Source organism: Methanosphaera sp. DEW79 (assembly GCF_003266085.1).
Taxonomy (GTDB): Archaea; Methanobacteriota; Methanobacteria; order Methanobacteriales; family Methanobacteriaceae; genus Methanosphaera; species Methanosphaera stadtmanae.
The window spans coordinates 1-25612 of record NZ_MUZW01000052.1; the positions used below are offsets into that span (position 1 = coordinate 1).

Below are 25612 nucleotides of genomic sequence, written 5' to 3' on the forward strand. Positions count from 1 at the left end.
AAAAATAATAAAAAGAGGGTGGAGAATTCCTTTTTTACTTTTTAAATCAAACCCATAAGTCATCAAAAATCTGTTACATATTAAATGTAATTACTACAACAATTCTTATTATTCTCCACCATCCTATATTAAAAAAATTAAGAAAGTAAACCAATATCATGGTTTATTTTCAATTATTGTTGTTGTATTTCTTACTTCGTTGTATGCTTCTCTTTGACCAGTTACTAGTGTTATAGAATTTACCATATTATTTGTTAGTTGTATATCTGATAGATCTATTTGTCCATTGTTTATCATGAAGTATTTTATTTGATTATTTTCATCCATTATTGATTTTTCATTAACTTTTATACAGATTTTATTAGTACCGACAACAAGATTACCCATATAATCTGTAAGATTTGCCTTTATTGAAAGTTTTTTACTTGTTGTATTATATGTTACCATATCATAATTAAATGATATATCTGATTTTTCTAAAGTAAAAGTTGTATTAGCTTTAGTATAGGAAGTATATATTTTATTACTATATACTGCTTCTACCATGTAATTTCTTATATTATTAGCATTATCTGTTGCTGCTAATCCTAGTGGAACTTTATATGTAAAGTTAAGCATACCATCAGTTACATTTAGTATTATTATGTTACCATCTTCATCTTTTAATGTTTTACCATTTATTTTAAAGATCATTTTACCATTTTTAACAATTGTATTTGTTGTATTAGGTGTTATATCTTTAACTGACACCATAAATATAATATTATCATTTTGTTTTGCAACTGATGGATTTAGAGTTAAATTTACAAATGCAATTCTCTTATTAAGTTTTATATCTACTGCTGAAGATCTAGATTCCTCATAAATACCAGATCCACTATAAGTTGCTGTTATATTTCTAGCATTACATAGATATGACTCTGCATTTAAAGTATATGTTACAATTCCATTTACTACTGAAAACTTCATAGGTGGCATGTCACTATTAAATTTTCCATCTGTTCTTAATGTTTTACCATTAATCTTAAAGACTATGTTACCACCAGTTACTGGATTTCCATATTCATTAAGAAGATTAGCAGTTAATGTGATGTTTTCACCAATATATTCATTAATTGGTGTTACAGTTATTGTAGTTTTAATTTTTCTTACATTAACAGATGTTGCATTAACTGATGGATTATATGAATTATTTCCAGAATATGATAAAGTAATGTTAATTGTTTCAATACTATTTACATTATATACATATTCAAAAGTTCCATTTGAATCTACTAAAAGATCATATGTATTATTATTAATATTTAATGCAACAGTAGTATCTGGTATTATATTTCCATCTACATCTACAAGTTTTCCTGAAATTATCATATTAGAATTTATTACAGGAGTTTCTATTGGATTTAATATTATTTGTGTGTTTATTTTTGTTGCATTGAATTTCACAGATACATATGTTGCATTTAGAGCACCATTATCATAATCACTAACAATTAAAGTATTTTCTTCAAAATTATCTACCACATAGTCATGAGAGTATACTCCTTCACTATTAGTTTTTACAACAGTAGCAACACCATTGAATATTAATAATATGTTTGCATTTGTTATAGCATTTGAATTGTTATCTGTTAATTTTCCAGTAATTGTAAATGTTTTATTAATTTTTACAGGTTCAAAGGAGTCTAATGTTAATGTTGTATTTGTTTTATTAGCTGTAGGCATATTATTTAATATTATAATAGATTCTTTTTCTTTTGCACCATTTAACACTGCATCATTACCATAAACATCTTTTGCAAATAAAGCATTGTTTTTTATTGTAATATTTGCTGATTTTTGTGTAGTTTTAACTGTATAATTTAATTGTGATATAATTCTATTGTTTATTATTGAGATATTTGTTATAACTTGGTTTTTCTTATCTCCAAATGCTAGAATACCTGTAATGTTGTTTGATGTTATGTTTATATTATTTACACGTCCACTAAGTTCAGATACTATCATGTTTCCAAGGATATTGTTGTTTTTTAATGTGATATTTTGTGTGTTATACCCTGATGATGCTGCTTGGAATTTAACTGAGCCAATATTGGAATTTTCAACAATAACTGAGTTATTTAGACTTGTTTTCCTAAATGTTAAGTTATTTATTGTTGAATTAGATATTGTTATTATACCAATTGGTTCTAAGCTATTAAATGTATTGTTATATGCTATTGTATTATTGTTTAAGTATGTGTTTCCATCAACACTATTATTAACTACAGTACTGTTAGATGATGGATTGAAATGTGTTCCATTTAATAAAACATTACCTCTATATATATTATCAAAGGTAGGCATTCCAGAACCTTCACCTTCACCAGCACCACTACCCCATTGTATTGTAATACCCATACCATCTCTATAGTTGATGGTGTTGTTTTCAATTAAGTTATGACAACCACTGGTTACTATAGCATAACATATTGATTGAGGAATTACAGCAGATAGTCTGTTGTTTGTAATTCTATTATATTCATTTGTATGATATATATCAGGAACATCAATATTGTATGTTGTAAAGTATATTAAGTTACCAATCATACCATCACCTTGAATTGTATTATTATCAAAAGTACAGTATGATGCTAATGCTCCTACAAGAGTACTGTGTCCATGACTATTTTCTGTTTTAAAATAACTATTTTTAACTGTTATATAGGTAGAATTTGCTCTTATTGAGAAACTTCCTACTCCACCACCAATTTTTTGGTTTTCAGTAATTTTAGTTATATTATCAAAGGTTATGTTAGATGCAGTCCATACAAATATTTGTGTATTATAGAAATAAAGTCCAGTAACATTACTTCCACTACTTCCAGTATAGAATGAAACTGAATCACCAGAATCTTTTCCAAAGAAATCCTTACTTGTTGAATTTAGTGAGATATTTGAATCATGTGTAGATGAAATCATATTAATTGGTTTGGTAATAAGCATTGTATAATTTGTAGTATTTGTAGTTCTAAATAGTCCCTGAAAATCTAAAGTATCTCCAGCATTAACTTTATCTGTTAAAGTACCATTATTAAAGAAGTCATTGAATGTTGTATTAGTAACTATGTGTGTTACAGATTCTTTTTTCAAATTAACTGATTTATCAACCGTTTTAATGCTTTTATCTTGGATATTAGCACTCTTTATATCAGTTGATGATTTCTCAGTATTTGTTATTTTATTATCTGTTATAATTGATTTTTCAGTATTTTTTGTTAAATCACTTGACTTTTCTTTCTTATATGTTGTTTTATTATTATCTTTTGTAATTGGTTCTTGTGTTTTAATATTTTCCTTTCCCTGAGTATCTATATGTGTTACTGAATCTTCAACACTAACAGATACTACATCAGAAGCACTTATTGTAGAAAGGCTAATTATTAAAATCATAAGAGACAATAGGAATATTGTTGTTTTCTTATTTAACATTATATTCACTTCATACATATTATTTAACAATAGAATAAAAATATAATTAATCATATGCTTGTATACAATTCATATATTATATCATGTTAATAAATGAACATATTATTCATTTGAAATAATTTTTTTGTATAAAATAGCATGAAAATTTTAATAATAAGGTAATATTATTTATTTACATCTATTTGAGTGTTATTTATTTATAATCAAATATTATTTTATATAATTATTCTATTTTTAAATTGTATTTAGTATTAAAAACTAATAATAATTATTTTATTAAATTTCAAATAAATATTATTAGTTAATTAATGTTTAATTAGAAAGATATTTATATTTTATCATAATTAATAATTAAAAACCATGATAAATAATTTATCAACAAAATTTTTCAAAAAGCTCCATATATTCCCCTATATTTTTGTTTTTGATATTATAAATTTTAGTTAAATTTATTATTATCTTTTTTACATATTATATGTTAACTAAGAAAATTCATTATTCTTAGAATTAGATATAAAAAAATCTTTAATAAGAAGTAATATAATGGAGGATTAAAAGATATGAATAAGAATATTTCATGTGTATTCTTATTAACTACTCTTATATTATTTTTAGGATTGTCAGTTGTTTGTGCTTCTGATATTAATAGTTGTGCATATGATAGTGTATCTGATTTAGAAAAAGTAAATAATATTAAGGATAATACTGTCAATAAAGTTACTGACAATAATGATAATAATATAAAAGAAATAAAAAAGAATACTGATAATAAAAAATTTACAGTTTCTAATTTGGACAATAAGAGAAAAGAAACTTCTAACTCTAAATTAGAGACTAATAATGTAGAAAATAATACTTTAAAAACTGTTAATAAGAAGAATTTAAAATCTAGTGATTCATATACCATTACTAATGATTCTTTTAGTAATTATTTTAGTAATAAGAAATTAAATGACAATATCCAAGATGGTTCTACTCTTGATTTTAAGGGTTTATTTAATGGTTCTAAGTATAGTATGACTATTAACAGACCTGTTAATCTGATTTCATCTGATAAATCTGCATTTATTGATCTTGATGGTGGTGAATTTGTAATTGAAAAGACAAGTCATGTAAATGTTACTAATATTACATTCCATAATTCTCAAACATATGTTAGAGAATCTAGTAATGTTACATTTAATAGACTTAATATACTAATTGAAAATAAATCTATAGGTCAAGGTGTTGGTTCAACTTCTATTCGTGATGGTTCTACTAATATAACTATTAAAAATAGTAATTTTTATACTGAAAATAGTGGTGGATACAGTACTCTTGTTTTTGCTGGAGTAAATTGTAGTACTATTGAAAATAATACTATTACAGCTGTTGGTGAAGTTGGTAATTTACTTTATTTAACTACATATAATACTAATGATTATGGTATTGGTATGAATTCATATAATATTATAAGAAATAATCGTATTACTGGTCCTAGTTCTGCATCAGGTATTTGTTATGCTGTTTGTTTAACTGGTCATGATAATTTAATACTAAATAATACTATTGTTTATCCAGGTTCAGGTATTACTATTCAATGGGGTTATACTGGTGCAACTGTTGAAAATACATTCATTAATAACACTATTACTGGTAGTTTTCAAGCTTCAATAAACAGTACTGTTACTGGTAATAATATAAGTGGTGGAGTTTCCTCTAAGGGCAATACTACGTTCACAAACAACACATTAGGTTCTATATCACTTGTTGGTAATGATGTAGTTAATAATAATATCATTAATGGTTATGTAACTATAAGTAAAAGTAATAATACAGTAGATAATAATCTTATTAAAGGAGATATTAGTGCATCAGGTACTCCTACTTATAATACTATTACTAACAACAATTATACTGGAACAATTGATTCTAAATTAACAAATCCTGCAAATAATAATGTGGTATCTGATAATAATCAAGTTAAATTTACTGAAATTATTGTAGAACCTAGTACTGTAACTGTTCCTATTAAAACAACAACAAGGCTTAGTTTATATGTTTTATCTGAGAATAATAAGGTACGAAGTGGAACATTAATTATTAAGGGTGAAAATGGAAATATTATTGAAAGAGCTTCTCTTGATGATAAAGAAATTGTGGAGATTGATCTTTTATATGATAGTATAGGAGTAAAAACTCTTAATATAACATATGAGGGAGTAGATAATTATCTTTCTTCTTCAAGATTATTCAATATAATTGTAATTAAACAAGATCCATCAATAGAAGTAATTACTACTAAATCAAGAATTGATGATTTAACTACATTTAAGGCAAAGTTTAATGCTGAAAATGTACAGGGACGTGTTATATTTAAAGTAAATGGTAAAATATTAAAAGATGAAAATGGTAATATTATATTTAGCACTGTTACAAATAATGAAGCTATAGTAGAAAATATTAAAGTAAATAGTAAATGGTATACTCCACATACAACAGTAACTGCTATTTATAGTGGAAATGATATGTATAATACTTCAACAAAAAGTGTACCATTTGAAGTTACACAACGTGAATCTAAAATTGAATTAGAAGCACAGCAAGCTACAATAGGTAAAACTGTAACATTAAAAGCAAAAATTACTGATGCTACTAATGAGAGTATTACAATAAATAATGGACAAGCCATATTTAAATTAAATGGAAGAACTCTAAAAGATACAAATGGAAACATAATTTATGCAAAAATTGTAAATGGAGAAGCTATACTTGATTATACCATACCACTTACATTTAAATCAGGCGAGTATAAACTTACATGTGTATTTGGTCATAAAATATATGAAAGAATGGATGGAAACACTACATTAACAATTGTAAAAGAATAAAAAAAAAGTTAACATTCTTTTTCTACTTATTTTTTTTAAAAATTTTATTATTATGAAAAATAATTAATTTTTAGTAAAATTTGATAGTATAAAAATAATTTATTATATTTTGATAAATAGTATTTCTATAAAGTAGTTTTTGTAGGATTTTTTCTCTATTTTTTTATGGAAATGTTGTTTGTTATTTTACTAAAATTGGTTCATATTTTTAGAACTATTGGTTCACTTTTAGTGTAAAAAGTGGGGGTAAATACTTCGTTATACGATAGTATTACGAAGTAAAATACAAGAAAATAACAACCCTAAAAATAAACCCCTTGAAAAAATCAAAAATACACCAAAACATATACATGAAACATATACAAAATTAATTAATTAAAAAAAATACAAAAAAAACATAATTTATAATGATTAATCATTATATTTATATAGTATGAAAAATAAATAAAAGATAAGAAGAAATAAAAAAAAATTATTTCTTCTAATAAAAAAAATTAATCTATATATTATACATATGAAAATATACTTATTTTAAAAATTCAAAAAGGTTTGAATAAGGTTCATAAATAGGAATAGAATATACCACTGGATGGAAATAAATTAATTTTTTTAAATATCAGAAAAAAGGGGTAAAATTCTGAGAAATATTTCCATCCTAAATAAATTCCTTTTTATAAAAAACACATTATTTTTCAAAAATCAAAAATATACTAAAAAATTATAAATTGATATATATGTAACAGTTGATATTTGATATTTCAACAAAAAATATATAACCAAAAAAACAAAACTTGAAATATATTAAAAAACATATTAACACATATACATCATATTATTAATATTCACCTATTTCTAATAAAAAAGGAGACAAAATAAATTGAATTTAATAGAAATTATGAAAAAAAGAAGAAGTATAAGAGAATATACAAATGAAGATATTCCACCAGAAATAATTAATGACATACTAAAAGCAGGACAACTAGCACCAAGTAGTAAAAACATAAGACCAATAGAATTATTATTAATTGAAGATAAAAACACACTAGAATTCTTATCTAAATCTCGAACACATGGATCAACACAACTTAAAGATGCAAAATGTGCAATAATAACAATAGCAGATACAACAACAGCAGATGCATGGATTGAAGATGCAAGTATAACAATGACACATATGATGCTAATGGCACAATACCATAATATTGGTAACTGTTGGATTCAAATAAGAATGAGAAAAGATGATAACAATAAATTATCAAGTGATATAATAAAAGAAAAACTAGGAATACCAAAACATTATGAAGTAGAAGCAATACTTTCTCTTGGAATTTCCAAAACAACATTACCACCACAAGAATGGGAAAAAACAGAAAAAAATAAAGTTCATAAAGAAAAATATTAATTAATCTTTAGAAATCTGACTCTATGGCTTTAATTAGATTGTATATTGTTTTATTAACAGTAACATCAACATCATATTTTTTACCAAGATATATTATATATCCTGTTAATGAATCAATTTCTGTTTTCTGTTTTCTAGATATGTCTTGTAAAGTGGATGACTGATGATTATAAGTATCTGGAACTAATTTTTCATAAAATAATTCTTTATACTCTTTAGCACTATGCCAACTAATATTATATCCGGCTTTTTTTATTACATTAAAAATTTCATCAATTAATCTATTCATAATATTAACTGAATAATTATTTTCAGTTAATTTACCATAATTCACTCCAAGTATTGCACCTAATGGATTTAAAGTACAATTATACAACATTTTAGCCCAAAGATACTCTTCAACATTATCAGTTATATTAGCTGGAATTCCTGAATCATTAATTAGATTTGCTATAGGTTTTAATTCTGAAACATCACAGCCTTGAAGTGAACCCAGCAGTATTGGTGCTGTATGTACTGTAACTTCACTAATATTTCTTTTAGGTCGTCTAAATCCTGTTATTACACGTGCACAGAATACTTGTTGTTTTTGGAAGTATTTAAGATAGTCTTTATCATTTCCAAAACCATTCTGAAATATGATTATTTTAACATTATCTTTCAAAACATTTTTATTTTCATTTAATCTTTTACTTATCTGTTTATTTGCAGTTGTTTTGCTACATATAAATACATAATCAAAGGTATTTTCTGGAATATCCCCATAATCTGTGTAAACTCTATATTCATTTGTTTGACAAGTTATATGATTAAATATGCCTGTTCTTTCTATTGGATTTTCTTTTATTGATTTAGCTGTTTTTTCTCTTGCAAAAAAGGACACATCTTGTTTTTGTGATATTAATGATGCACCTAATGCTATACCAATTGATCCTGCACCTTCAATTAAAATATTCATTATATTACCTTCAATAATCTAAATACTATTTAATAGATCTGATTTTCTATATTATCTAATATATTATTAAAGATATTTATATAAATGTTTTAAAAAATATAAAAAAAGAGAATAAGAGACTTTAATAAAAAAAATGTTATTTTTTATTCTTTTATTGATACTACTGGTTTAATTAAATCTCTTGGTTTATCTTTCATTAACATCAATGCATCTTCTACTTTTTCAAGTCCTTTGAATCTGTGAGTTATAAGTAATTCTGGTTTTATACGACCATATTCTACAAGACTTGCAAGACGTTCCATTCTTACTCTTCCTCCAGGACATAAACCAGTATTTATGTCAATATTTGCCATTCCACATCCCCAAGCTTCTCTTGGTAGAGGTACAACATCTGCTCCACTTAAGTAGTTAATATTTGAGATTTTTGATCCAGCTTTTGCCATTTTTACTGCTTGAGGCCATGTATCCATATTTCCTCCTGCAATAATTACTGCATCTACTCCTGCTCCATCTGTAGCATCTCTTATTTGTTCATCAATAGGACCTTCTTTGTAGTTAATAATATCTGTTGCCCCATATTTTTTAGCTACATCTACACAGTTAGGTCTAGTACCTACTGCAAATAATCTGGATGCTCCAAGTATTGCTGCTCCTGCTACTGCACTAAGACCTACTGGTCCAATTCCAATTACTGCTACTGTTGAACCTACTTTTATTTTTGCATTTTCTGCTCCCATTATTCCTGTTGAGAACATATCTGAAAGCATTGCAGCTGTTTCTGGTTCTATTGATTCTGGAAGTTTTGCAAGGTTTGCATCAGCCAAGTTCACATGGAAATATTCTCCAAATACTCCATCTTTGAAATTTGAAAATTTCCATCCACCGAGTGGTTCTGTTGTTTGTGAGGAATATCCTCTTTGTGCTGCTTCATCTTCCCAGTCTGGTGTTATTGCTGGTACTATTACTTTATCACCTGGTTTAAAATCTTTTACATCAGGTCCAACTTCATCTATTATTCCAACTGCTTCATGACCTAGAATCATATCTTTACGATCACCTATAGCTCCTTCCCATACTGTATGGATATCTGAAGTACATGGTGAGAGTGCTAATGGTTTTACTATTGCATCTCTTCTTCCACATTCTGGTTTTTCTTTTTCAACCCATCCAACTTCATTTAATCTTTTCATTGCAAATCCTGTGAATTTTGTCATATAGTCCACCTTTTTTTGAATTTATATATATTTTATAAACTTTTATCTAGTAATATTAGAACTTTTATGATTTTTTTTTATTCATAAAGATTCACCGACAAAATCATGAATTTAATTGGAAAAATAGTTTTTCCATAGCTATTAGTTAGAGTTAACTTATCTTCAAAAAGTACTTTTGTCAGCGTATCAAAAATATTTTTTAAAAGTTCTTGCTTGATAATTTGTTCTATCTTATATATAAATCTATCATAATTAATAATAATAAACTATGATAAATCATTATGTTTTATTTTTTTATAATAAAAATAAAACTATAAAATAAGCCTAAAAAAATATAAAAAAAAATTAAAAGAATAAAAATGGAAATATAATCTATTTTAGAAGGATTAAGTAATAAATATTATTTAAATAATTTTTTTTACAAAAAATTAACAACAACCCCCTGACTTATGAGAATATAAATGTTGATGTGAACTTTTTTTACGTGGAACATTTAATTGTTTTAATTTATCAAAAATCAATCCCAATATAATCTCTAAATTAAAAAAATCATAGAATATATTGGATTTCCTTAAGTTATCTAATTGTTGTTTTGCTTGTTTATTTTCATTATTTGTTAATACCCATTCAATATCTAACACCATATTTTTTATTAAATCCTCTTTAATATGTATTAATTCATGTTCAAATTCATGAGCCCTATCACGAATTTCATGGAATTTTTCTATATCCTCTTCTGTTAAATCATATAACTCCTCATATGTTATAAGATTATTATATTGTGATAGTTGATTATACATATCACTAGATTCCATAATTTTTTTTTGAATATTTTCTGAAATAATATTGAAGATTTCTATTTTAGTTTTATTTGCTTCCTGAGCTAACATACATACCACTATTAGATTTTTTTTATTCTATGTTTATTATCTTCTAAATATTTAAATATTGTCTTTTAAAATTTTTTTTACTAAACATGATATAACTTAATAATAGAAAATAGAAATAATAATATAATAGAATATAGGTTGAATAATTATATGAATAGTAAATCATTAACATTAAATAATTTAGGTATAATTGAGGAATTAAATTTTATTAGAAGTTATCATAAATACTTACTAGAATATTGTATAGAAAATGAAATATCTTATGATGGTAAGATTGCTGTAGCAATACTTAAATTAAATGAAGATATAGAAAGAATAGTATCTAATCCTGATGAAATTATAAGTCCAAGTGATATGAAATTACTTATTAAAATAGCAGAAGGTAGAGTATTTCTAGAAACTACAGAATTATCTCCAATTTACAATACAAAAAATACTCATGATATTCTTAGAATTCCACGTTATAAAATGTATCATATACTTGAAAGTCATGGATATTAACTATCCTATTATCTCCTTTAATTTTTCAGAATTTATGGATGTTGATATTCTATTTTGCATCCAATGATTACTACATCCTACATAATTAAGAATAACACATTGTGCTGGCATTCCTAATGATTTTGCCTTTAAACCACCATTAATTAAGTTTAATACACATGCAATTCCTATTATGGAAATTGTTTTTTTCTCATGTGTAGGTATATCTTTAAATAATTCAGATTCATGTTTTATTACATACACCTCTTTTTCTATATAGTTTTTTAGTTGGTTTACATTACAGTTATCACTACAACCTATACATTGTTGTCCATAGATTGTTTCTTGTGATAGGCATTTTTTATTTTTTATTTGCATACAGTCAGGTAATAGTATGATGGTTTTTTCTCTTTTATCATACTCATTTCTGTATGCTCTATTCATTATTTCTGCTCCAAACATGTTCAGATGATATTCTACTTCTCTTCTTCCACAGAATATTAGATCTTCTTTGTTTTTATGTTTGTATAATTCTTGTTCTAAGTAATTATTTACATTATATGTGTATTTATGAAGTGTTTTATTTGTGATTGTTTTAAAGTAATCTGAGAAGTTAAGTACTTGTTTTAGTATTTTTTCTATTTCTGTTTTATTTTTTGTTTTAAGATATTCTTTAAAATAATTTAATTCCTTTAATTCAAAATAATATTCACCAGTAGCACTTAGATAATCAAATAATTTATCAATTGATGTTGTTGTAAAAGGAATTTCTTTTTTTGTATTTTTTGTTAGTTTTTCTGTGATAATATGACCTTTAATATAGTCTATATCTTCTTTTATTTGTGTATTGTTTCGTCTTATTTTTGCAAGTTTAATTAAAATATTTTTTGATGTATCATCTAGAGTGTATGCTTTTTGAATATATTCCATCCAATATATTCCTATGGATACTATATCTAGTATACATTCCATACCTGATTTTTGTATGTGTTGATTTACATATTCTACATAGTCATTTAGAAATTGAATGTAGTTATTTGAATTTTTGATTATTATGTTTGTTGTTTTTTCTATTTGGGTATTGTAATCATTATTTTCTATGTTATATGTTATGTTTTTCATTTATTGCACTGTCCATGTTTTTAAATATTTTTAGAGCATAGTCTTCTATTTGTTTAAATAGATAATCTAATTGCTCTTGTAGTTTATCTTCACTCATATATGTTGAATCTAAAACTATTAAGTCAAATCTTACTAGTGCATAGTAATAAAATTCTTCTGCTAACTTGTATGGTTCCATTTCATCTATATCTTCATTTTCTAATAATGTTTTGAATATATTTGTCCAAAATTTCAGTGGATTTGATATTATATGTTTTTTATAGAATTTTCTTACTTTTTCATTATGATATTTTTCTATGTTTATTATTCTCCATATTTTTATTATTTCCATGTTATTTAGTTGTTTTTTAAAGAGTTCTGAACCATAATGATATAATTGTTCTATATTATCTAGATTTTTTTTTAAGTCTGATGATTCAAGTGATGTTTCCTCAAGTATGTCTAGAAACTTTTTTAGTATTTTATCTAGTATGTCTTCCTTATTTTTATAGTGGTTGTATATTGAGCTTTCTTTTATTCCAACATCCCGTGCTATACTTCTTATAGATACATTATCATATCCTTTTTTTGATATTTTTTCTATTGATATTTGTAGGATTTTTTCTTTTGTATTTGTTTGTCTCATAATTATTACCTAACACTTGTTAGTTTAGTATTTATTAGTAGGAATATATAAAGCTAACGCTTGTTAGGATAATATATTGTATAAAAAAAATTATAAAAAAAGAAGAAGAAAACTTCCTTAAATTCCAAGAAGTGTTCTTCCAATAGGTATTGTTAAGTTTGCTTCAACATAAGCTGCAATCATAAGTAAAACAAACACAACAACCATAATAACAATACTATCTAAAATCATTTTAAGAGAAACTACCATGAATTTACTAAAAGAAATCTCTTTTCTTAAAGTTAAACCATTGAATAAATTCAATATAGCCTGTGTTACTTTAAAACCTGCACCTCCAGCCAACATGACAGCAGTTAATTCAAGAATTCCATGAGGTACTGTAAATGATAAGAAATATGAAATTGGTAATTGAGATCCTGTAAATCCAATTAATAATCCATTATAAATCAATAAATAAATATTTGGAATACTTAAACAAATACCACTTATAAACATTCTAAATGCAACTGAAAAGTTATTTATAAACAATGGGGTTGTTGCGAGTTCTACTGTACCACTTTGAACACCTTCCTGCATTCCCTGATATGCTGGTATTATTAATGATTGGAATACTGAAGGATAAAAGTATGAAAATAATGTGAATGTTACAAAAAATATTACTGATAATAAAAGATGATACTTTATTCTATGAAAAAAATTTATAATATGATCTGATTTAGATAAATTATGTTTTTCTTCATTAAATACACTAAAATCATGTTTATTTGTAAATATTTTTACTGTACAATCAATAATTGCTTGTGATAACTCTGTTACTAACACTATAAATGTATAACTTGGATTTACAAAGAACAATAAAATTGCAACTATTGTATATCCACAATATCCTTCTTTTACATGATTAGATAACATGAGATATGTTAATAGTAGTGATAATAATATTGTAAGAGGTACTTCAATAGTTATTATATCTGCCAGTTGTACTTGTGCTGTTAGAGCACATGCCACATAGATAAATACAGATAATATTGCAGCTGCAAAATATTTGTTAATATTAAAAATATTATTCTCTGCTTTTTGTTTTTCAATACTTTTTTCATTTACACTAACTTTTATATTATGAATATGATGATATATATTCTGAGTATCATCATATATAGGATTTTGATTTATATTAATTTTTATATTTTCCTTATCATCCATCCTATGCCTCCTAGTATAATTACTTTTTTATGTTTATAAATTAATCTATGTATAAAATTTGTACATATTAATAATATAATATATAATTAAATTAATATATTAAGTTTTTCATGTATAAGAATTGTACAAGTATTATATTTTCATTTTAAAATTTAATATAACATTAATTATAAAAATTAATAATAAGAAAAAACATAATTGGTGTAAAAAACATGAAAGTAACTGTATCATTATTTAATTCTAAAACAAAAGATGTGGCAATAGTAATTGATTTATTAAGAGCAAGCACGACAATAACAATAGCCTTAAATACATTCAATAAAGTAATACCAGTAAACACATCTAACGAAGCATTTGAACTAAAAAATAAATATAATGCACTACTTGCTGGAGAAGACAATCTTAAAACAATCGAAGGATTTGACATAACAAACTCACCAAAAGAAGTACAAAAACACGAAGGAGATGTACTTGTATTAAAAACAACAAATGGAACAAGAGTACTAGAAAATACAAAAAATAACAACAAAAATGTAACAGTACTAATTGGTACAGGCATCAATGCAAATGCAGTAGCTAAAAAAGCACTAGAAATAGCTACTGAGGAGATAGAAATTGTAATGGCAGGAAGACATGAAAAATTCAATATAGAAGATGCAACAGGTGCAGGTGTAATAGTTAAAGAAATAATTAAATCTGCAAAAGATCAAAACATACCACTAGAATTAGATGAAACTGCACTTGCATCAACAATACTTGCTAAAGATGAAAAACAAGTAAAAGAATTAATAGGAAATTCATGGGGCGCAACAAAACTTACTAAACTAGGATTAGAAGACGATGTTAAACTATGTCAATTAATTAATGAAATTAATGAAGTACCAATATACAAAAATAATGAAATAACAAAACTATAATATAGGAGAATACAATGGAACTTATAGATATTGGATTAAATCTAATGCATAAATCATATGATAAAGATAGAATTGATGTTATTAATGAAGCCAAAAAAGTAAATGTAACAAAAGCCATAATAACTGGAAGTAGTATTCAATCAAGTATTCAAGCTACAGAATATGCATTAAAATACCCTAACCTCTATGCAACATGTGGAGTACATCCCCATGATGCAAAAACATGTGATGAAAACACAATAGACACACTACATAAACTAGCAAAAAATGACTGTGTTGTTGCAATTGGTGAATGTGGTCTTGATTACAATAGAAACTACTCTCCCCAAAACATACAACGTAAATGGTTTGAAAAACAAGTAGAACTAGCAGAAAAATTAGATATGCCCCTATTTTTACATGACAGAGAATCCTATGATGATTTTGCAAAAATACTCAGAAAACACAAAAAAATGGCTAAACAATCAGTAGTTCATTGTTTTACTGGAACAAAATATGAAGCTGAAGATTACCTTGATTTAGGCTGTTATATTGGTATTACCGGATGGATCTGTGATGAACGTAGAAACAGTGACTTACTCAAAGCTATTAAAGTAATACCTCCAGAAAAATTAATGATAGAAACTGATGGTCCATTCTTACTTCCAAGAGATTTTGAAAAAAAACCTAAAAAAAATAGAAACGAACCAAAATATCTACCACATATCCTAAAAAGAATAGCAAAAGAAATGAATATAGAACCAGAAACACTAGCAAAAGAAGTTACACATAACACAAAAGAATTCTTTAGAATATAACAAAAAGAGGATAAAAGATTAAAATGGAAACTATCTACTGTGCAAACTGTGGACATAAAAACAATATTTCAACTGATACTTGTGAAAAATGTGGTGAAATTTTACACATATTTACCAATGCAAACAAGGAAATAAATTCTATTAATGAATTATTTACAGATATGCATCTATTTCAATTAAACAATAAAATATTAAGTTTAGATGCATATGAAACAATAATACAAAGTATTATAGAAGCTGGAAAAAATAGATTAACATATAAAGAATATAGGACACCTTTAGAGCAAATAAAAGCACTTGCTGAAGCATACTCCATACTAATATTTAAGAATGATAGAAAAAATTATGGAGAATATGCATTTAATGTTATATGTGTTGATGAATGTTTTGATGAAGCAATACAAATAGCAACAATACTTCATGAACTAACACACCATCTTTTTAACACCATACTTTGTTCTATAGTAATGTATGTATGGAATGTGAAAAAAACACCCATGTTAGATGCATTTATACAAACCATGACAACAATTCCCGAAGTTCTATTAATAAGTGAATATTGTGCAAGTAGTACTGAAAAAATATATTTACCAGAGGAATATGTGTCTTATTCATCATTTAATTCAATATGTGCAGACTTAATATGATAAAACTAAAATTATGAAATGTTTTATTATAGGAAAAGGAATACATAAAAGTATATGTCAAATATTTGATGCTATAATGGATAATCAACTAAAAGATGATATTAAAAATGAATTTAAAAAATATGATACAACACCTATAGGAAAACCAATCTGTATAAGTGATAACCAATCAACAAATAATATACTAAGAAATGTTTATATAATGAATCTCATAAACAACAGTTATAACCTAATAAACAATAAAGAAATATATCCTCTTCTTGAAAAAAATAAAAAATACTATGAAAAATCACAAATAAAAGGAGCCTATTACTAAGACTTTACTTTTTTATTATCAAGGGAAATTATTATATCAAAATTAATAGTTTCCACATTTTCTCCACCAATTGCACGTAGTAAATAATTAAATGATTCTTCTTCAGTAAATACGAGATAATTTTCATCTAATTCATTAAATCCTTCATGAAATATTTTTCTCATTAAGGATAAATCCATAGATAACTCTGTTAAAATATTCACCATGTGTAAAATACCTTCTTCTGTTATTGCAGATTGATGTTGTGTATGTGAGAAATCTGTATTTATATTAATAATAAATCTCTTAAATAATGTATGTACTAACTTATCCTTGTTATCATTTATTTCATAGAAATATGATTCTAAATCATATGTTGATAAAAATCTAGTGGTATTTTTCTCAGCTTTAAATAATTCACGTTTAAAAAGTAAGTATTCTATAAAAATCTCATTTAGAGATCCATGCCTTTTTGAGAAGAAATTCTCAAATTCAACAATATCATCTATTAAAGAATCTCTTATATAAAAATCATATAAGAGTACATGTTTATTTTCATCCAGTAATTTTTTACCCTTTTTTGTTATGGATATATTCTCCAAGATATTATTATCCTCTATATTTGAAATATTTCTAATTTTTTTGAAGATATTAAAAAATGAACTTACTTTAACTAAATTACTATTTAATAATTCAGATATTATATTTTCTAAATTTTTTATTTTATAAAAAGTAAATAGATATTCTGATACCTTAACATTCCCATATTTCTGAATCTGATTTAGTATTAATATTTTAAAATAGTAATTATTTACTTCTTGTTTTTCTATTTTTTCTTCATATAGTAATTCAAGTTCTCTTTTTTCAATATGAAAATTGTACATGTTATTAACAGTAGTTATTTCAACAGTATTATCTTCATTAAACTTTAAAATATCTCCAGGTTTTATATATTTAGAATTAATTCCAGATAATAATTCAAATAGAGAAATTCTAGGAACATGTTCTCTCCCACAGTTACTACAGAATTTATCTATGGGTAACATAGAATATCCACAGTTACTGCACATTATTTTATTATCTGTCTGATTTTTTAGAAAAATTAACATATCTACATCATAAGTGAATGTATGTCCATTTCTTGATTTGAATTTAGATAATCTATTTAAAATCATATTTAATCTAGTTTCTACTTCATTTGAGTTTAATTTACCTGAAAGTATTTCATCAGTGAGTTTTAATTTAACTATATAACCATTACTCTCAGAAATATTGAATGAATCTAACATTTGCTTATACTGGCAAGATAATTCTGTTTTTCCAGTTATGTTATTAAAAATATTTAAAGCTTTTTCAATATCAGACATCATATGATTTTATTCCACCTTAGTATTATTTTTATTTTTTTAAAGTTATTAAATTTATAGTAATTTTTTTTTAAAAAGAGAAGATTTATAGTATTTATTAGAAAAAAGAATAAAAGAAAAAAAATTTCTTAATTGGACAATACTGGAACCAATTCTGGTTTTGCTTTATATAATGCTTTCATAACTATTACAGTTACTACTCCTTCAAGAACTCCTACAATTGCTTCAACTGGCACTATTGTAAATAATCCATATTGTATTGGATATACATTACATATTGCAAGTTCCATACTTACAATTAATCCAAGTAGTGTTATTGTTCCAAATCCAGAAATAAATAATGCTACATCTTTATTGAATCTAGATAATAATGTGTATAATCCATATGCTATTAATGGTGCAAGTATTGCTAGATTTAATAGATTTACTCCAAGAGTACTTATTCCACCTTCACCAAGGAATGCTTGTATTATTGTTACAAACATGTATACTATCATTGATGTTCTAAGATCATATAATGCTATGATTGTAATTAAGGAAATATGAACACATGCTGTTACAGGTAATGGTAATTCAATATATTGTACTATAACTGTTGCTACTATAAATAAAGCTATTAAGGGTATGTTTTTTTCATTAGATAATATATCTTTTGATTTATAGAATATGACTATTAGTAAACATATTGTGATTATAGTAAATATTATTAATGGTGTAACTGATATAATACCATCAGGTATATGCATACTCCCAACCTCCTATTATTAATTTAATGACTATCTCTTTTAGATAATTCTTAATTATTATTTTAATATATTATACTATATAAAGTTATTATAGCCCTATAGGGGTATAGGTATTAGTTTAAAGTAAAATAAACTAAAAATTAAGAGATTTTAAATGAAAATATGCTCATATGATAATGTAATATAAAAAAAAGAAAAAGTAATATTTTGAATTTTAAGAGAAATGTTTGTAAAAAAAAATTTTGAGAATGAAGATATACTTATTTCACAAAAAACCTAAAAAAATAGTATCTAAAAAAATTAAAATATGTGTTTTTTTTTTAACATGAAATTCTATTTTACTAGAAACAACAATTAATTATATTTATTCAAATTCATTAAGTACTTTCTCTAAATTTCTTGGAATATTAATGTGTTGTGGACAATAATCTATACAGTTATTACATTTAATACATTCACTTGGACTTATATTCTTTGAGATGTAATTTCTATAATACATACCTATTGAATGTTTTTGTTTTAGAAGTTTCTGAGTATTGTATAATTCAAAGAATTTAGGAATATTTATATTTATAGAACATGCATCTATACAGTAATTACAGTATGTACAGTCAATAGTTTTATCACATACAATTCTATTTCTCACATTATTTAGTATTTCATATTCCATCTTTGTTAATGGTTTGAAATTATCTATTATCTTTGTATTTTCTTTTATTTGTTCAAATTTATTCATTCCACTTAGAATTATCATAATATTATCTAATGAGAGAATAAAACGAAATGCTCCTTCTACTGGAGACATGCCTTGGAATAATTTTCTACTTTTATTTGGAATATCGACTAAAGCACCTCCTTTTAATGGTTCCATAACAATGATTGATTTTTTATACTTACATGCTACTTCATAACATTTCATGGATTGTATTGTGTTATTAGTCCAGTCAATATAATTAATTTGTAGTTGTACAAATTCTATTTCTGGATGGTTTTTAAGGATATTTTCTAGAAATTCTGGACTATCATGACATGATATGCCTATATGTTTTATTTTTCCTTCCTTTTTCTTATCTTTAATAAATTTAAATGAGTCAATCTTCGTATATTTTTCCTCATGTTTTGTGGATATGTTATGAAGCATATAATAATCAAAGTAATCCACACCACAACGTTCTAATTGTTTATCAAAAATTTCATACATATGTTGTGTAGATTTTAAATCAAAAATAGGTAATTTATCTGCTATTAAAAAGGATTCTCTAGGATATCTTTCAACTACTGCTTTTTTAAATGCAATTTCACTATTTCCATCAAAATATGTGTATGCTGTGTCAAAATAATTAAAACCATTTTCCATAAAATAGTCAACCATTTTATTGAATTGTTCTTGATTAATACTTGATTTATTATTCTTATCAAGAAGTGGTAGTCTCATTAATCCAAATCCTAATTTTTTCATATGAATCTCCCATTTAATTTTTTTTTGGTTAAGGTTAATTATTCTAAATTATTTAGTAGATATTCTCTTTTTAGTTTTAAGAAGTTTATTTCCTTATTAAAATTTTTTTCTTCACGATGTTTTAGTTCTGAAAGATTTTTCATCAGAATATTTATCTTTTTTTCACAATCTATAATGGCTGCATCACGTTGTTTTTCTAATTTTTCTATCTTAGTATTTATTTCATCTATAGTATCTTCAATCGATTGTGTTTTATTTAGTTTTAGTTCATTATCCATTGCTTTATCTAGTATATCTTGTAGATTTAATCCTTTTGCTTTTATTAAATCCATTTTTTCTTTATTAACTTTTACACATGTACATTTATTAAATTTTGTCATATTATTAAAAACCAAATTTCTTTTGTAATATATAGATATATCTTTTTTATATTTTATATAAATCCTATTTGAGAAAATAAAAATAGTATTTATACATAAGTACAAATATTTTTAAATATTTCAATTGAAAACTTTAAATAGTTTATAAATTATAATTAAAAATAGTCATTGTTTAAAAAAATGACAAATATATTATAAAATTTATATGTGAAAAGCAATGAATATGAAAAAGAACATCATATTAACAACAATTATAATTATATTAATAATATCAATAAACACAACATATGCCCAAACACAAGAAAATATCACAGACACACCTACTACAAACAAAATAACAACAAATACTCAATCAAACACAAATAACTTAGAACATGAATCAAAAATACAAGAAAATAATGAACTTAAAACAGAAATAAAGAAATTGAAAAAAACTCTGAAAAATAATTCATCAGACAACACAACAATAAAAAATGTTTCATCATACAAAGAATTAATTAACCATATAAATCAAGCAAAAATATCTCAAACAAAGGAATACATCATTAATATGCATCCTGGAGATTATAACATTACAACACCAATACTCTGGGGAGAAATAGAAGGAAATACAAAAATACTACAAATAAATGGACAAAACAATACAATCAATGGAAATAATCTGAAAAATTTCATAAAAACAAATATAAACACGACTTTAATCTTAAATAACATAACAATCACAAACACAACAGACAACTATGGAAGTATAATACATAACAGTGGAAATCTAACAATAAATAATTCCATATTATCTAATTCAAAATCAACATCAAACACCACTGGAGGTGTAATATTCAACACAGGAAACATAAATATCCAAAATACACATATCACAAATAATACAGCCATATTAGGTATATTATACAACCATAAAAATAACGATACTAGTGAAATAACAATTAGAAACACATACTTCACAAACAACAAAGCAACAATAGGTGGTAGTATATATAATATAAACACCACAAAACTAGAGATAATAGACTCAAATTTTATAAACAATACAGCATATGACTCAATAATATACATTCAAACAGAACATGAAAGCTTAATAAACAACACTTTATTATCAAACAACACAGTCTATGAAAATCTAATTACAAGTAAAGCTACACTTACAATAAATAATACAAAAATATACAACAATACTCAAAAAAACATGTTAAATACAGACAACACCATTCTATCATATAGCACTATAGAAAAAAACATAATAAACACAATAAGTACAAATAAAAATAATCTACAACTACTACATAACCTAATATCCCATAATAACATGGAAACTATCATTGAAAACTACCAACAACTCATCTTACATAATAATACAATAACATATAATAACATTACAAAAAAAGGAATCTACAATAATGGAAGTACATATATAATAGAAAATATTTTTAAAAACAATATAATATATGATAAAGCACTTATATTATCATCTAATATAAATACAACAGTAAAATACTCAACATTCTATAATAACAAAGTATTAGATCTATTTATTGGATTTGAAAATAGATTTATAGAAGTTAATAATAACAAATACATCAAAAATAATCTACGAAATACAACACTAAATATAACTTCAATAAAAAATCCTAAAAATCCAATGAACATAACAATAGATGGAAAAATCATTTTAAATCCAATATACAATACAACAGTTACAAGAGGAAATATTGATATAATCTATAAAAACATGACAATTAAAACATTAGATATTATTAATGGTAGTTTTAATACAGATGTTATTCTAAATAAAACCAAAAATAACACTCTACTATTCTATTACAATGGATTTGATGATTATAGTCCCACAAATACAACATACAATATAACAATAGAAATACCAGTGTATGAAATAATACTAGACACACCAAAAAACTACACATATAAAGATACAATTCAATACAGAATAAAAATTAAAAATATAGGCTATGAAACAGGGTATGATCTTATAGTAAACAACATACTACCATATAATTTAAGACTCATTAATTCAAGTAGTGACTATAATATAATAAATAATACATGGCACATACCTAAATTAAAATCAATGGAAAATACAAGTATTATAATAAATTCCATTAGTACAAACAAAGAAGACATTAATATCACCATAAACATATATAACTTTCTAAATAATGAAAATACAACTACAACCAAGATAATTAAATATTTAGAACCGAAATATATCGTAGATATTCCAGAATATACTAATGTGCTTCTTGGAAATATTATGGAATATGAAATAAACATAACAAATATTGGAAAAATAACAGGTAATAATATAACTATTTCATATATACTAGAAAATAACAATGAAATTATAAATAAAAGAATATGGACTATAAATCATCTAAATCCAGGTGAAATGAAAAAAATAAGCTATATCATAATTATTAAAAATCATGGTACATATAATGGAATTGTCAATATAACAGACTCATATAATACAACAACCCATAAAACCTTCAACTACTCTGTCTATAGGGCATATATTAGTCTAAAGAAGATATTATCATATCCAGGAAATATAATCAATATTACAGCAAACATATATAATCTAAATTTAGAGTTAAATGCAACCATTATTTTCAAAATAAATAAAGTATCAATTAGAAATCATGAAATTAAAATAGAAAATAATAGTATTACTCTTCTAAATTATAAAATTAAAGATACTTTTCAAAGAAGAAATTATGATATTGAAATTAAATATCATCAAAAAACATCCAATATTTATCTATACAACACCACCATATTAACATTAAATAAATACAAAGTTAAAAGTTACATAGCTCCAATAACAGTAAAATCTGGAAAATATATTAATATAACAGTAAAATTATTTGATGAAAATAATAATAAAGTATATGGTGGAAGAGCCATATTAAAGATAAATAATAAAACAATAAGATATAAGAATGGGAATATTATCTTTTTAAATGTAAATAATTCAACAGTAACCCTAAATAACTACCAAATACCACATACTTTTAAAAAGAAAAAATATACTCTTGATTTAGTATATAGTGGAAGTAGCAGATATTATTCTAATAGAAATAGTACAGTTTTAACACTAATAAAACAGAAACTCTATGTTAGTATAAAAACAAGAACTTCAAAAAATATTATTCTAAAAGGAGAAAAAACAAATAAACCCACTTATACTGGAAATATAATTTTGAAAATAAATAATAAAATTATAAGTAACAATATATCCCCAACTAAAATCAATACTACATTTATATTACCTATAATCAATAATAAAAATATTACTGTTTGTTACTCTGGAAATGAAGTATATATTCCATACAAATATACTGTTGACTATAATCAATATGGAAAAAACATAATCTAAAAAAAAATGATATTTTAGAAAAGAATCATATAATTAAAAATAGTATTACAATAAATATGGAACTTTTCCATTCCATATATTTTTTTTAAATAAATATATAAACTTCCCCCCATTAATATAATACTAAGAATATATTTTGGAGGATACATAAATGATTATAGTAAATGCAACAATCAATCCAAAAGAAAACAAAAAAGAAAACATAATCCAAAAAGCTGAAGCTTTAATTAAAGCATCAAGAAATCATGAGGGAAATATAAGTTACAACTTATATGCAGATAGTGAAACTGATACATTATTATTTGTTGAAAAATGGGAAACTAAAGAATCTCTACAAAAACATATGGAAACAGAAGAATTTTTAGCATTTGGACAAGAAACTAAAGATTTAATTGATGGAGAATTAGAAGTAGAGGTTTATTTAGCCCAACTTGTATCTGATAATTCATAAAAAGATAAAATTATTTTTTATCTTCAATTTCTATTTTTCTTTTAAATTCTTTCATTAATTCTGAAATAATATATGAATCATCCAATGGATTATCTACTGCAACTTTAACTAAAACTTCAACACCCTCTTCTGTCATATTTTTTACAAAAATTTTATATTTAGGATCTTTTAATATTAATGTACTTTTCTCTAGTATTTGTGTCATTTGTTCTATTTTTTCATCAAGAATATATTCATTTTTTAAAAAAACAGTGAATGATTCTATATAATATCCATTTCTAGTGTAGTTTACAAAGGGTTTTGTTGAAAATAATATATTTGGAATAATTATTAAACCAGCTTTTGAACGTAGCTGTACAGCTTTTAATCCAATTTTATCTACTTGGCCCTTTTGATTATCAATTTCAATCATATCATCAACTTGGAATTTTTTTTCTATAAATATAATTAAACCTGAAATAACATTTGATAATGTGTCTTTTGCGGCAAGACTCATTGCTACACTTACTAAACCTAAACTTACAAATAATGAATGTAAATTTATGCCCATTACATCAAGACATGCTAGAAATATTATTATAAATACACAGTATCTTATTAATTTTAGTAAAGACAATATTGAAGTTTCCTCAAAAGAATTGGATTTACTTAGTTTTAACACAGTCTTTGTTACTATATTTAATATAATTAATGGAACAACAATTACTAAAATTAACATTATTATTGTATTTATATTATTAAATAAAAAATCCATTTGATCAATTACTAACATAGACATAATCCTTTTAATTAATTAATTAATATATTACTTTTTTATAATTGAAATAAATTTTTATTAAAATTCAAAATAAAAAAAAGAGACTTTTTTTAAAAATTTAAAATAAAATAAAAAACATGAAAAATATATAA

At 24.2% G+C, this 25612-nt stretch carries 21 protein-coding genes; 9 read left to right on the forward strand and 12 right to left on the reverse strand.

Features of this window, described 5'->3' with window-relative positions; genetic code table 11:
• Positions 1–156 precede the first annotated feature (156 nt).
• Positions 157–3471 (reverse strand): Ig-like domain-containing protein, encoded by a 3315-nt coding sequence (locus tag BZ132_RS04590; RefSeq protein ID WP_286940586.1) that lies wholly within the window; start codon positions 3469–3471, stop codon positions 157–159.
• A gap of 560 nt (positions 3472–4031) precedes the next feature.
• On the opposite strand from BZ132_RS04590, the gene BZ132_RS04595 reads away from it, so the two are divergent.
• Both BZ132_RS04595 and BZ132_RS04600 read left to right on the forward strand, forming a co-directional pair.
• Positions 4032–6341, forward strand: a complete 2310-nt coding sequence (locus tag BZ132_RS04595) for a hypothetical protein (protein ID WP_286940587.1) — start codon at positions 4032–4034, stop codon at positions 6339–6341.
• Between the two features lie 877 nt (positions 6342–7218).
• Positions 7219–7743 (forward strand): nitroreductase family protein, encoded by a 525-nt coding sequence (locus BZ132_RS04600; RefSeq protein ID WP_286940588.1) that lies wholly within the window; start codon positions 7219–7221, stop codon positions 7741–7743.
• A gap of 7 nt (positions 7744–7750) precedes the next feature.
• Here BZ132_RS04600 and BZ132_RS04605 read toward each other — a convergent pair whose 3' ends face one another.
• The 3 genes from BZ132_RS04605 to BZ132_RS04615 all read right to left on the reverse strand — a co-directional run bounded on the left by BZ132_RS04605 (position 7751) and on the right by BZ132_RS04615 (position 10805).
• The gene (locus BZ132_RS04605) at positions 7751–8701 is read right to left on the reverse strand and encodes a ketopantoate reductase family protein (protein ID WP_286940589.1); all 951 of its coding nucleotides are present in this window, start codon (positions 8699–8701) and stop codon (positions 7751–7753) included.
• Between the two features lie 143 nt (positions 8702–8844).
• A complete protein-coding gene (locus BZ132_RS04610; protein ID WP_011406554.1) occupies positions 8845–9915 on the reverse strand; it encodes an NAD(P)-dependent alcohol dehydrogenase in 1071 nt (356 codons plus the stop codon).
• 428 nt (positions 9916–10343) lie between these two features.
• Complete coding sequence (locus tag BZ132_RS04615) at positions 10344–10805, reverse strand: hypothetical protein (RefSeq protein ID WP_011406555.1); 462 nt, start codon at positions 10803–10805, stop codon at positions 10344–10346.
• A 150-nt stretch (positions 10806–10955) separates the two neighbouring features.
• On the opposite strand from BZ132_RS04615, the gene BZ132_RS04620 reads away from it, so the two are divergent.
• On the forward strand, positions 10956–11306 hold the full coding sequence (locus BZ132_RS04620) for a hypothetical protein (RefSeq protein WP_011406556.1): 351 nt from the start codon (positions 10956–10958) through the stop codon (positions 11304–11306).
• Here BZ132_RS04620 and BZ132_RS04625 read toward each other — a convergent pair whose 3' ends face one another.
• The 3 genes from BZ132_RS04625 to BZ132_RS04635 all read right to left on the reverse strand — a co-directional run bounded on the left by BZ132_RS04625 (position 11307) and on the right by BZ132_RS04635 (position 14235).
• On the reverse strand, positions 11307–12407 hold the full coding sequence (locus BZ132_RS04625) for a DUF116 domain-containing protein (protein ID WP_112149598.1): 1101 nt from the start codon (positions 12405–12407) through the stop codon (positions 11307–11309). It abuts the gene before it with no gap.
• On the reverse strand, positions 12388–13032 hold the full coding sequence (locus BZ132_RS04630; RefSeq protein WP_011406558.1) for a TetR/AcrR family transcriptional regulator: 645 nt from the start codon (positions 13030–13032) through the stop codon (positions 12388–12390). Before BZ132_RS04630 ends, BZ132_RS04625 begins: the two co-directional genes overlap by 20 nt.
• A gap of 117 nt (positions 13033–13149) precedes the next feature.
• Complete coding sequence (locus tag BZ132_RS04635) at positions 13150–14235, reverse strand: stage II sporulation protein M (RefSeq protein ID WP_286940590.1); 1086 nt, start codon at positions 14233–14235, stop codon at positions 13150–13152.
• Positions 14236–14447: 212 nt separating this feature from the next.
• On the opposite strand from BZ132_RS04635, the gene comB reads away from it, so the two are divergent.
• The 4 genes from comB to BZ132_RS04655 are packed head-to-tail and all read left to right on the forward strand — an operon-like array spanning position 14448 to position 16912.
• A complete protein-coding gene (gene comB / locus BZ132_RS04640) occupies positions 14448–15152 on the forward strand; it encodes a 2-phosphosulfolactate phosphatase (protein ID WP_011406560.1) in 705 nt (234 codons plus the stop codon).
• Between the two features lie 14 nt (positions 15153–15166).
• A complete protein-coding gene (locus BZ132_RS04645; RefSeq protein ID WP_011406561.1) occupies positions 15167–15949 on the forward strand; it encodes a TatD family hydrolase in 783 nt (260 codons plus the stop codon).
• Between the two features lie 23 nt (positions 15950–15972).
• On the forward strand, positions 15973–16596 hold the full coding sequence (locus tag BZ132_RS04650; protein WP_286940591.1) for a hypothetical protein: 624 nt from the start codon (positions 15973–15975) through the stop codon (positions 16594–16596).
• A 13-nt stretch (positions 16597–16609) separates the two neighbouring features.
• Positions 16610–16912: a hypothetical protein gene (locus BZ132_RS04655; RefSeq protein ID WP_286940592.1), complete on the forward strand. Its 303-nt coding sequence runs from the start codon at positions 16610–16612 to the stop codon at positions 16910–16912.
• On the opposite strand, the gene BZ132_RS04660 is transcribed toward BZ132_RS04655, so the two are convergent.
• The 4 genes from BZ132_RS04660 to BZ132_RS04675 form a co-directional block, all read right to left on the reverse strand.
• Positions 16909–18261, reverse strand: coding sequence for a zinc ribbon domain-containing protein (locus tag BZ132_RS04660; protein WP_112149600.1), 1353 nt, complete (start codon positions 18259–18261; stop codon positions 16909–16911). The two genes, BZ132_RS04655 and BZ132_RS04660, sit on opposite strands and share 4 nt — an antisense overlap.
• Before the next feature lie 125 nt (positions 18262–18386).
• Positions 18387–19004 (reverse strand): energy-coupling factor ABC transporter permease, encoded by a 618-nt coding sequence (locus tag BZ132_RS04665; protein ID WP_286940593.1) that lies wholly within the window; start codon positions 19002–19004, stop codon positions 18387–18389.
• 364 nt (positions 19005–19368) lie between these two features.
• The gene (locus BZ132_RS04670; RefSeq protein ID WP_286940594.1) at positions 19369–20463 is read right to left on the reverse strand and encodes an aldo/keto reductase; all 1095 of its coding nucleotides are present in this window, start codon (positions 20461–20463) and stop codon (positions 19369–19371) included.
• Positions 20464–20501: 38 nt separating this feature from the next.
• On the reverse strand, positions 20502–20843 hold the full coding sequence (locus BZ132_RS04675; RefSeq protein ID WP_011406566.1) for a hypothetical protein: 342 nt from the start codon (positions 20841–20843) through the stop codon (positions 20502–20504).
• A 217-nt stretch (positions 20844–21060) separates the two neighbouring features.
• On the opposite strand from BZ132_RS04675, the gene BZ132_RS04680 reads away from it, so the two are divergent.
• Positions 21061–24252, forward strand: coding sequence for a hypothetical protein (locus BZ132_RS04680; RefSeq protein ID WP_286940595.1), 3192 nt, complete (start codon positions 21061–21063; stop codon positions 24250–24252).
• A gap of 151 nt (positions 24253–24403) precedes the next feature.
• Complete coding sequence (locus tag BZ132_RS04685; RefSeq protein WP_011406568.1) at positions 24404–24703, forward strand: putative quinol monooxygenase; 300 nt, start codon at positions 24404–24406, stop codon at positions 24701–24703.
• A 10-nt stretch (positions 24704–24713) separates the two neighbouring features.
• Here BZ132_RS04685 and BZ132_RS04690 read toward each other — a convergent pair whose 3' ends face one another.
• Positions 24714–25475, reverse strand: a complete 762-nt coding sequence (locus BZ132_RS04690; protein ID WP_286940596.1) for a mechanosensitive ion channel family protein — start codon at positions 25473–25475, stop codon at positions 24714–24716.
• Positions 25476–25612 lie beyond the last annotated feature (137 nt).

Bases quoted from the DNA above. Each gene is read 5' to 3' on its own strand.
- BZ132_RS04590 (WP_286940586.1), bottom strand. From the start codon at position 3,471: ATGTTAAATAAGAAAACAACAATATTCCTATTGTCTCTTATGATTTTA.
- BZ132_RS04595 (WP_286940587.1), top strand. From the start codon at position 4,032: ATGAATAAGAATATTTCATGTGTATTCTTATTAACTACTCTTATATTA.
- BZ132_RS04605 (WP_286940589.1), bottom strand. From the start codon at position 8,701: ATGAATATTTTAATTGAAGGTGCAGGATCAATTGGTATAGCATTAGGT.
- BZ132_RS04610 (WP_011406554.1), bottom strand. From the start codon at position 9,915: ATGACAAAATTCACAGGATTTGCAATGAAAAGATTAAATGAAGTTGGA.
- BZ132_RS04615 (WP_011406555.1), bottom strand. From the start codon at position 10,805: ATGTTAGCTCAGGAAGCAAATAAAACTAAAATAGAAATCTTCAATATT.
- BZ132_RS04620 (WP_011406556.1), top strand. From the start codon at position 10,956: ATGAATAGTAAATCATTAACATTAAATAATTTAGGTATAATTGAGGAA.
- BZ132_RS04625 (WP_112149598.1), bottom strand. From the start codon at position 12,407: ATGAAAAACATAACATATAACATAGAAAATAATGATTACAATACCCAA.
- BZ132_RS04630 (WP_011406558.1), bottom strand. From the start codon at position 13,032: ATGAGACAAACAAATACAAAAGAAAAAATCCTACAAATATCAATAGAA.
- BZ132_RS04635 (WP_286940590.1), bottom strand. From the start codon at position 14,235: ATGGATGATAAGGAAAATATAAAAATTAATATAAATCAAAATCCTATA.
- comB (WP_011406560.1), top strand. From the start codon at position 14,448: ATGAAAGTAACTGTATCATTATTTAATTCTAAAACAAAAGATGTGGCA.
- BZ132_RS04645 (WP_011406561.1), top strand. From the start codon at position 15,167: ATGGAACTTATAGATATTGGATTAAATCTAATGCATAAATCATATGAT.
- BZ132_RS04650 (WP_286940591.1), top strand. From the start codon at position 15,973: ATGGAAACTATCTACTGTGCAAACTGTGGACATAAAAACAATATTTCA.
- BZ132_RS04655 (WP_286940592.1), top strand. From the start codon at position 16,610: ATGAAATGTTTTATTATAGGAAAAGGAATACATAAAAGTATATGTCAA.
- BZ132_RS04660 (WP_112149600.1), bottom strand. From the start codon at position 18,261: ATGATGTCTGATATTGAAAAAGCTTTAAATATTTTTAATAACATAACT.
- BZ132_RS04665 (WP_286940593.1), bottom strand. From the start codon at position 19,004: ATGCATATACCTGATGGTATTATATCAGTTACACCATTAATAATATTT.
- BZ132_RS04670 (WP_286940594.1), bottom strand. From the start codon at position 20,463: ATGAAAAAATTAGGATTTGGATTAATGAGACTACCACTTCTTGATAAG.
- BZ132_RS04675 (WP_011406566.1), bottom strand. From the start codon at position 20,843: ATGACAAAATTTAATAAATGTACATGTGTAAAAGTTAATAAAGAAAAA.
- BZ132_RS04680 (WP_286940595.1), top strand. From the start codon at position 21,061: ATGAATATGAAAAAGAACATCATATTAACAACAATTATAATTATATTA.
- BZ132_RS04685 (WP_011406568.1), top strand. From the start codon at position 24,404: ATGATTATAGTAAATGCAACAATCAATCCAAAAGAAAACAAAAAAGAA.
- BZ132_RS04690 (WP_286940596.1), bottom strand. From the start codon at position 25,475: ATGTTAGTAATTGATCAAATGGATTTTTTATTTAATAATATAAATACA.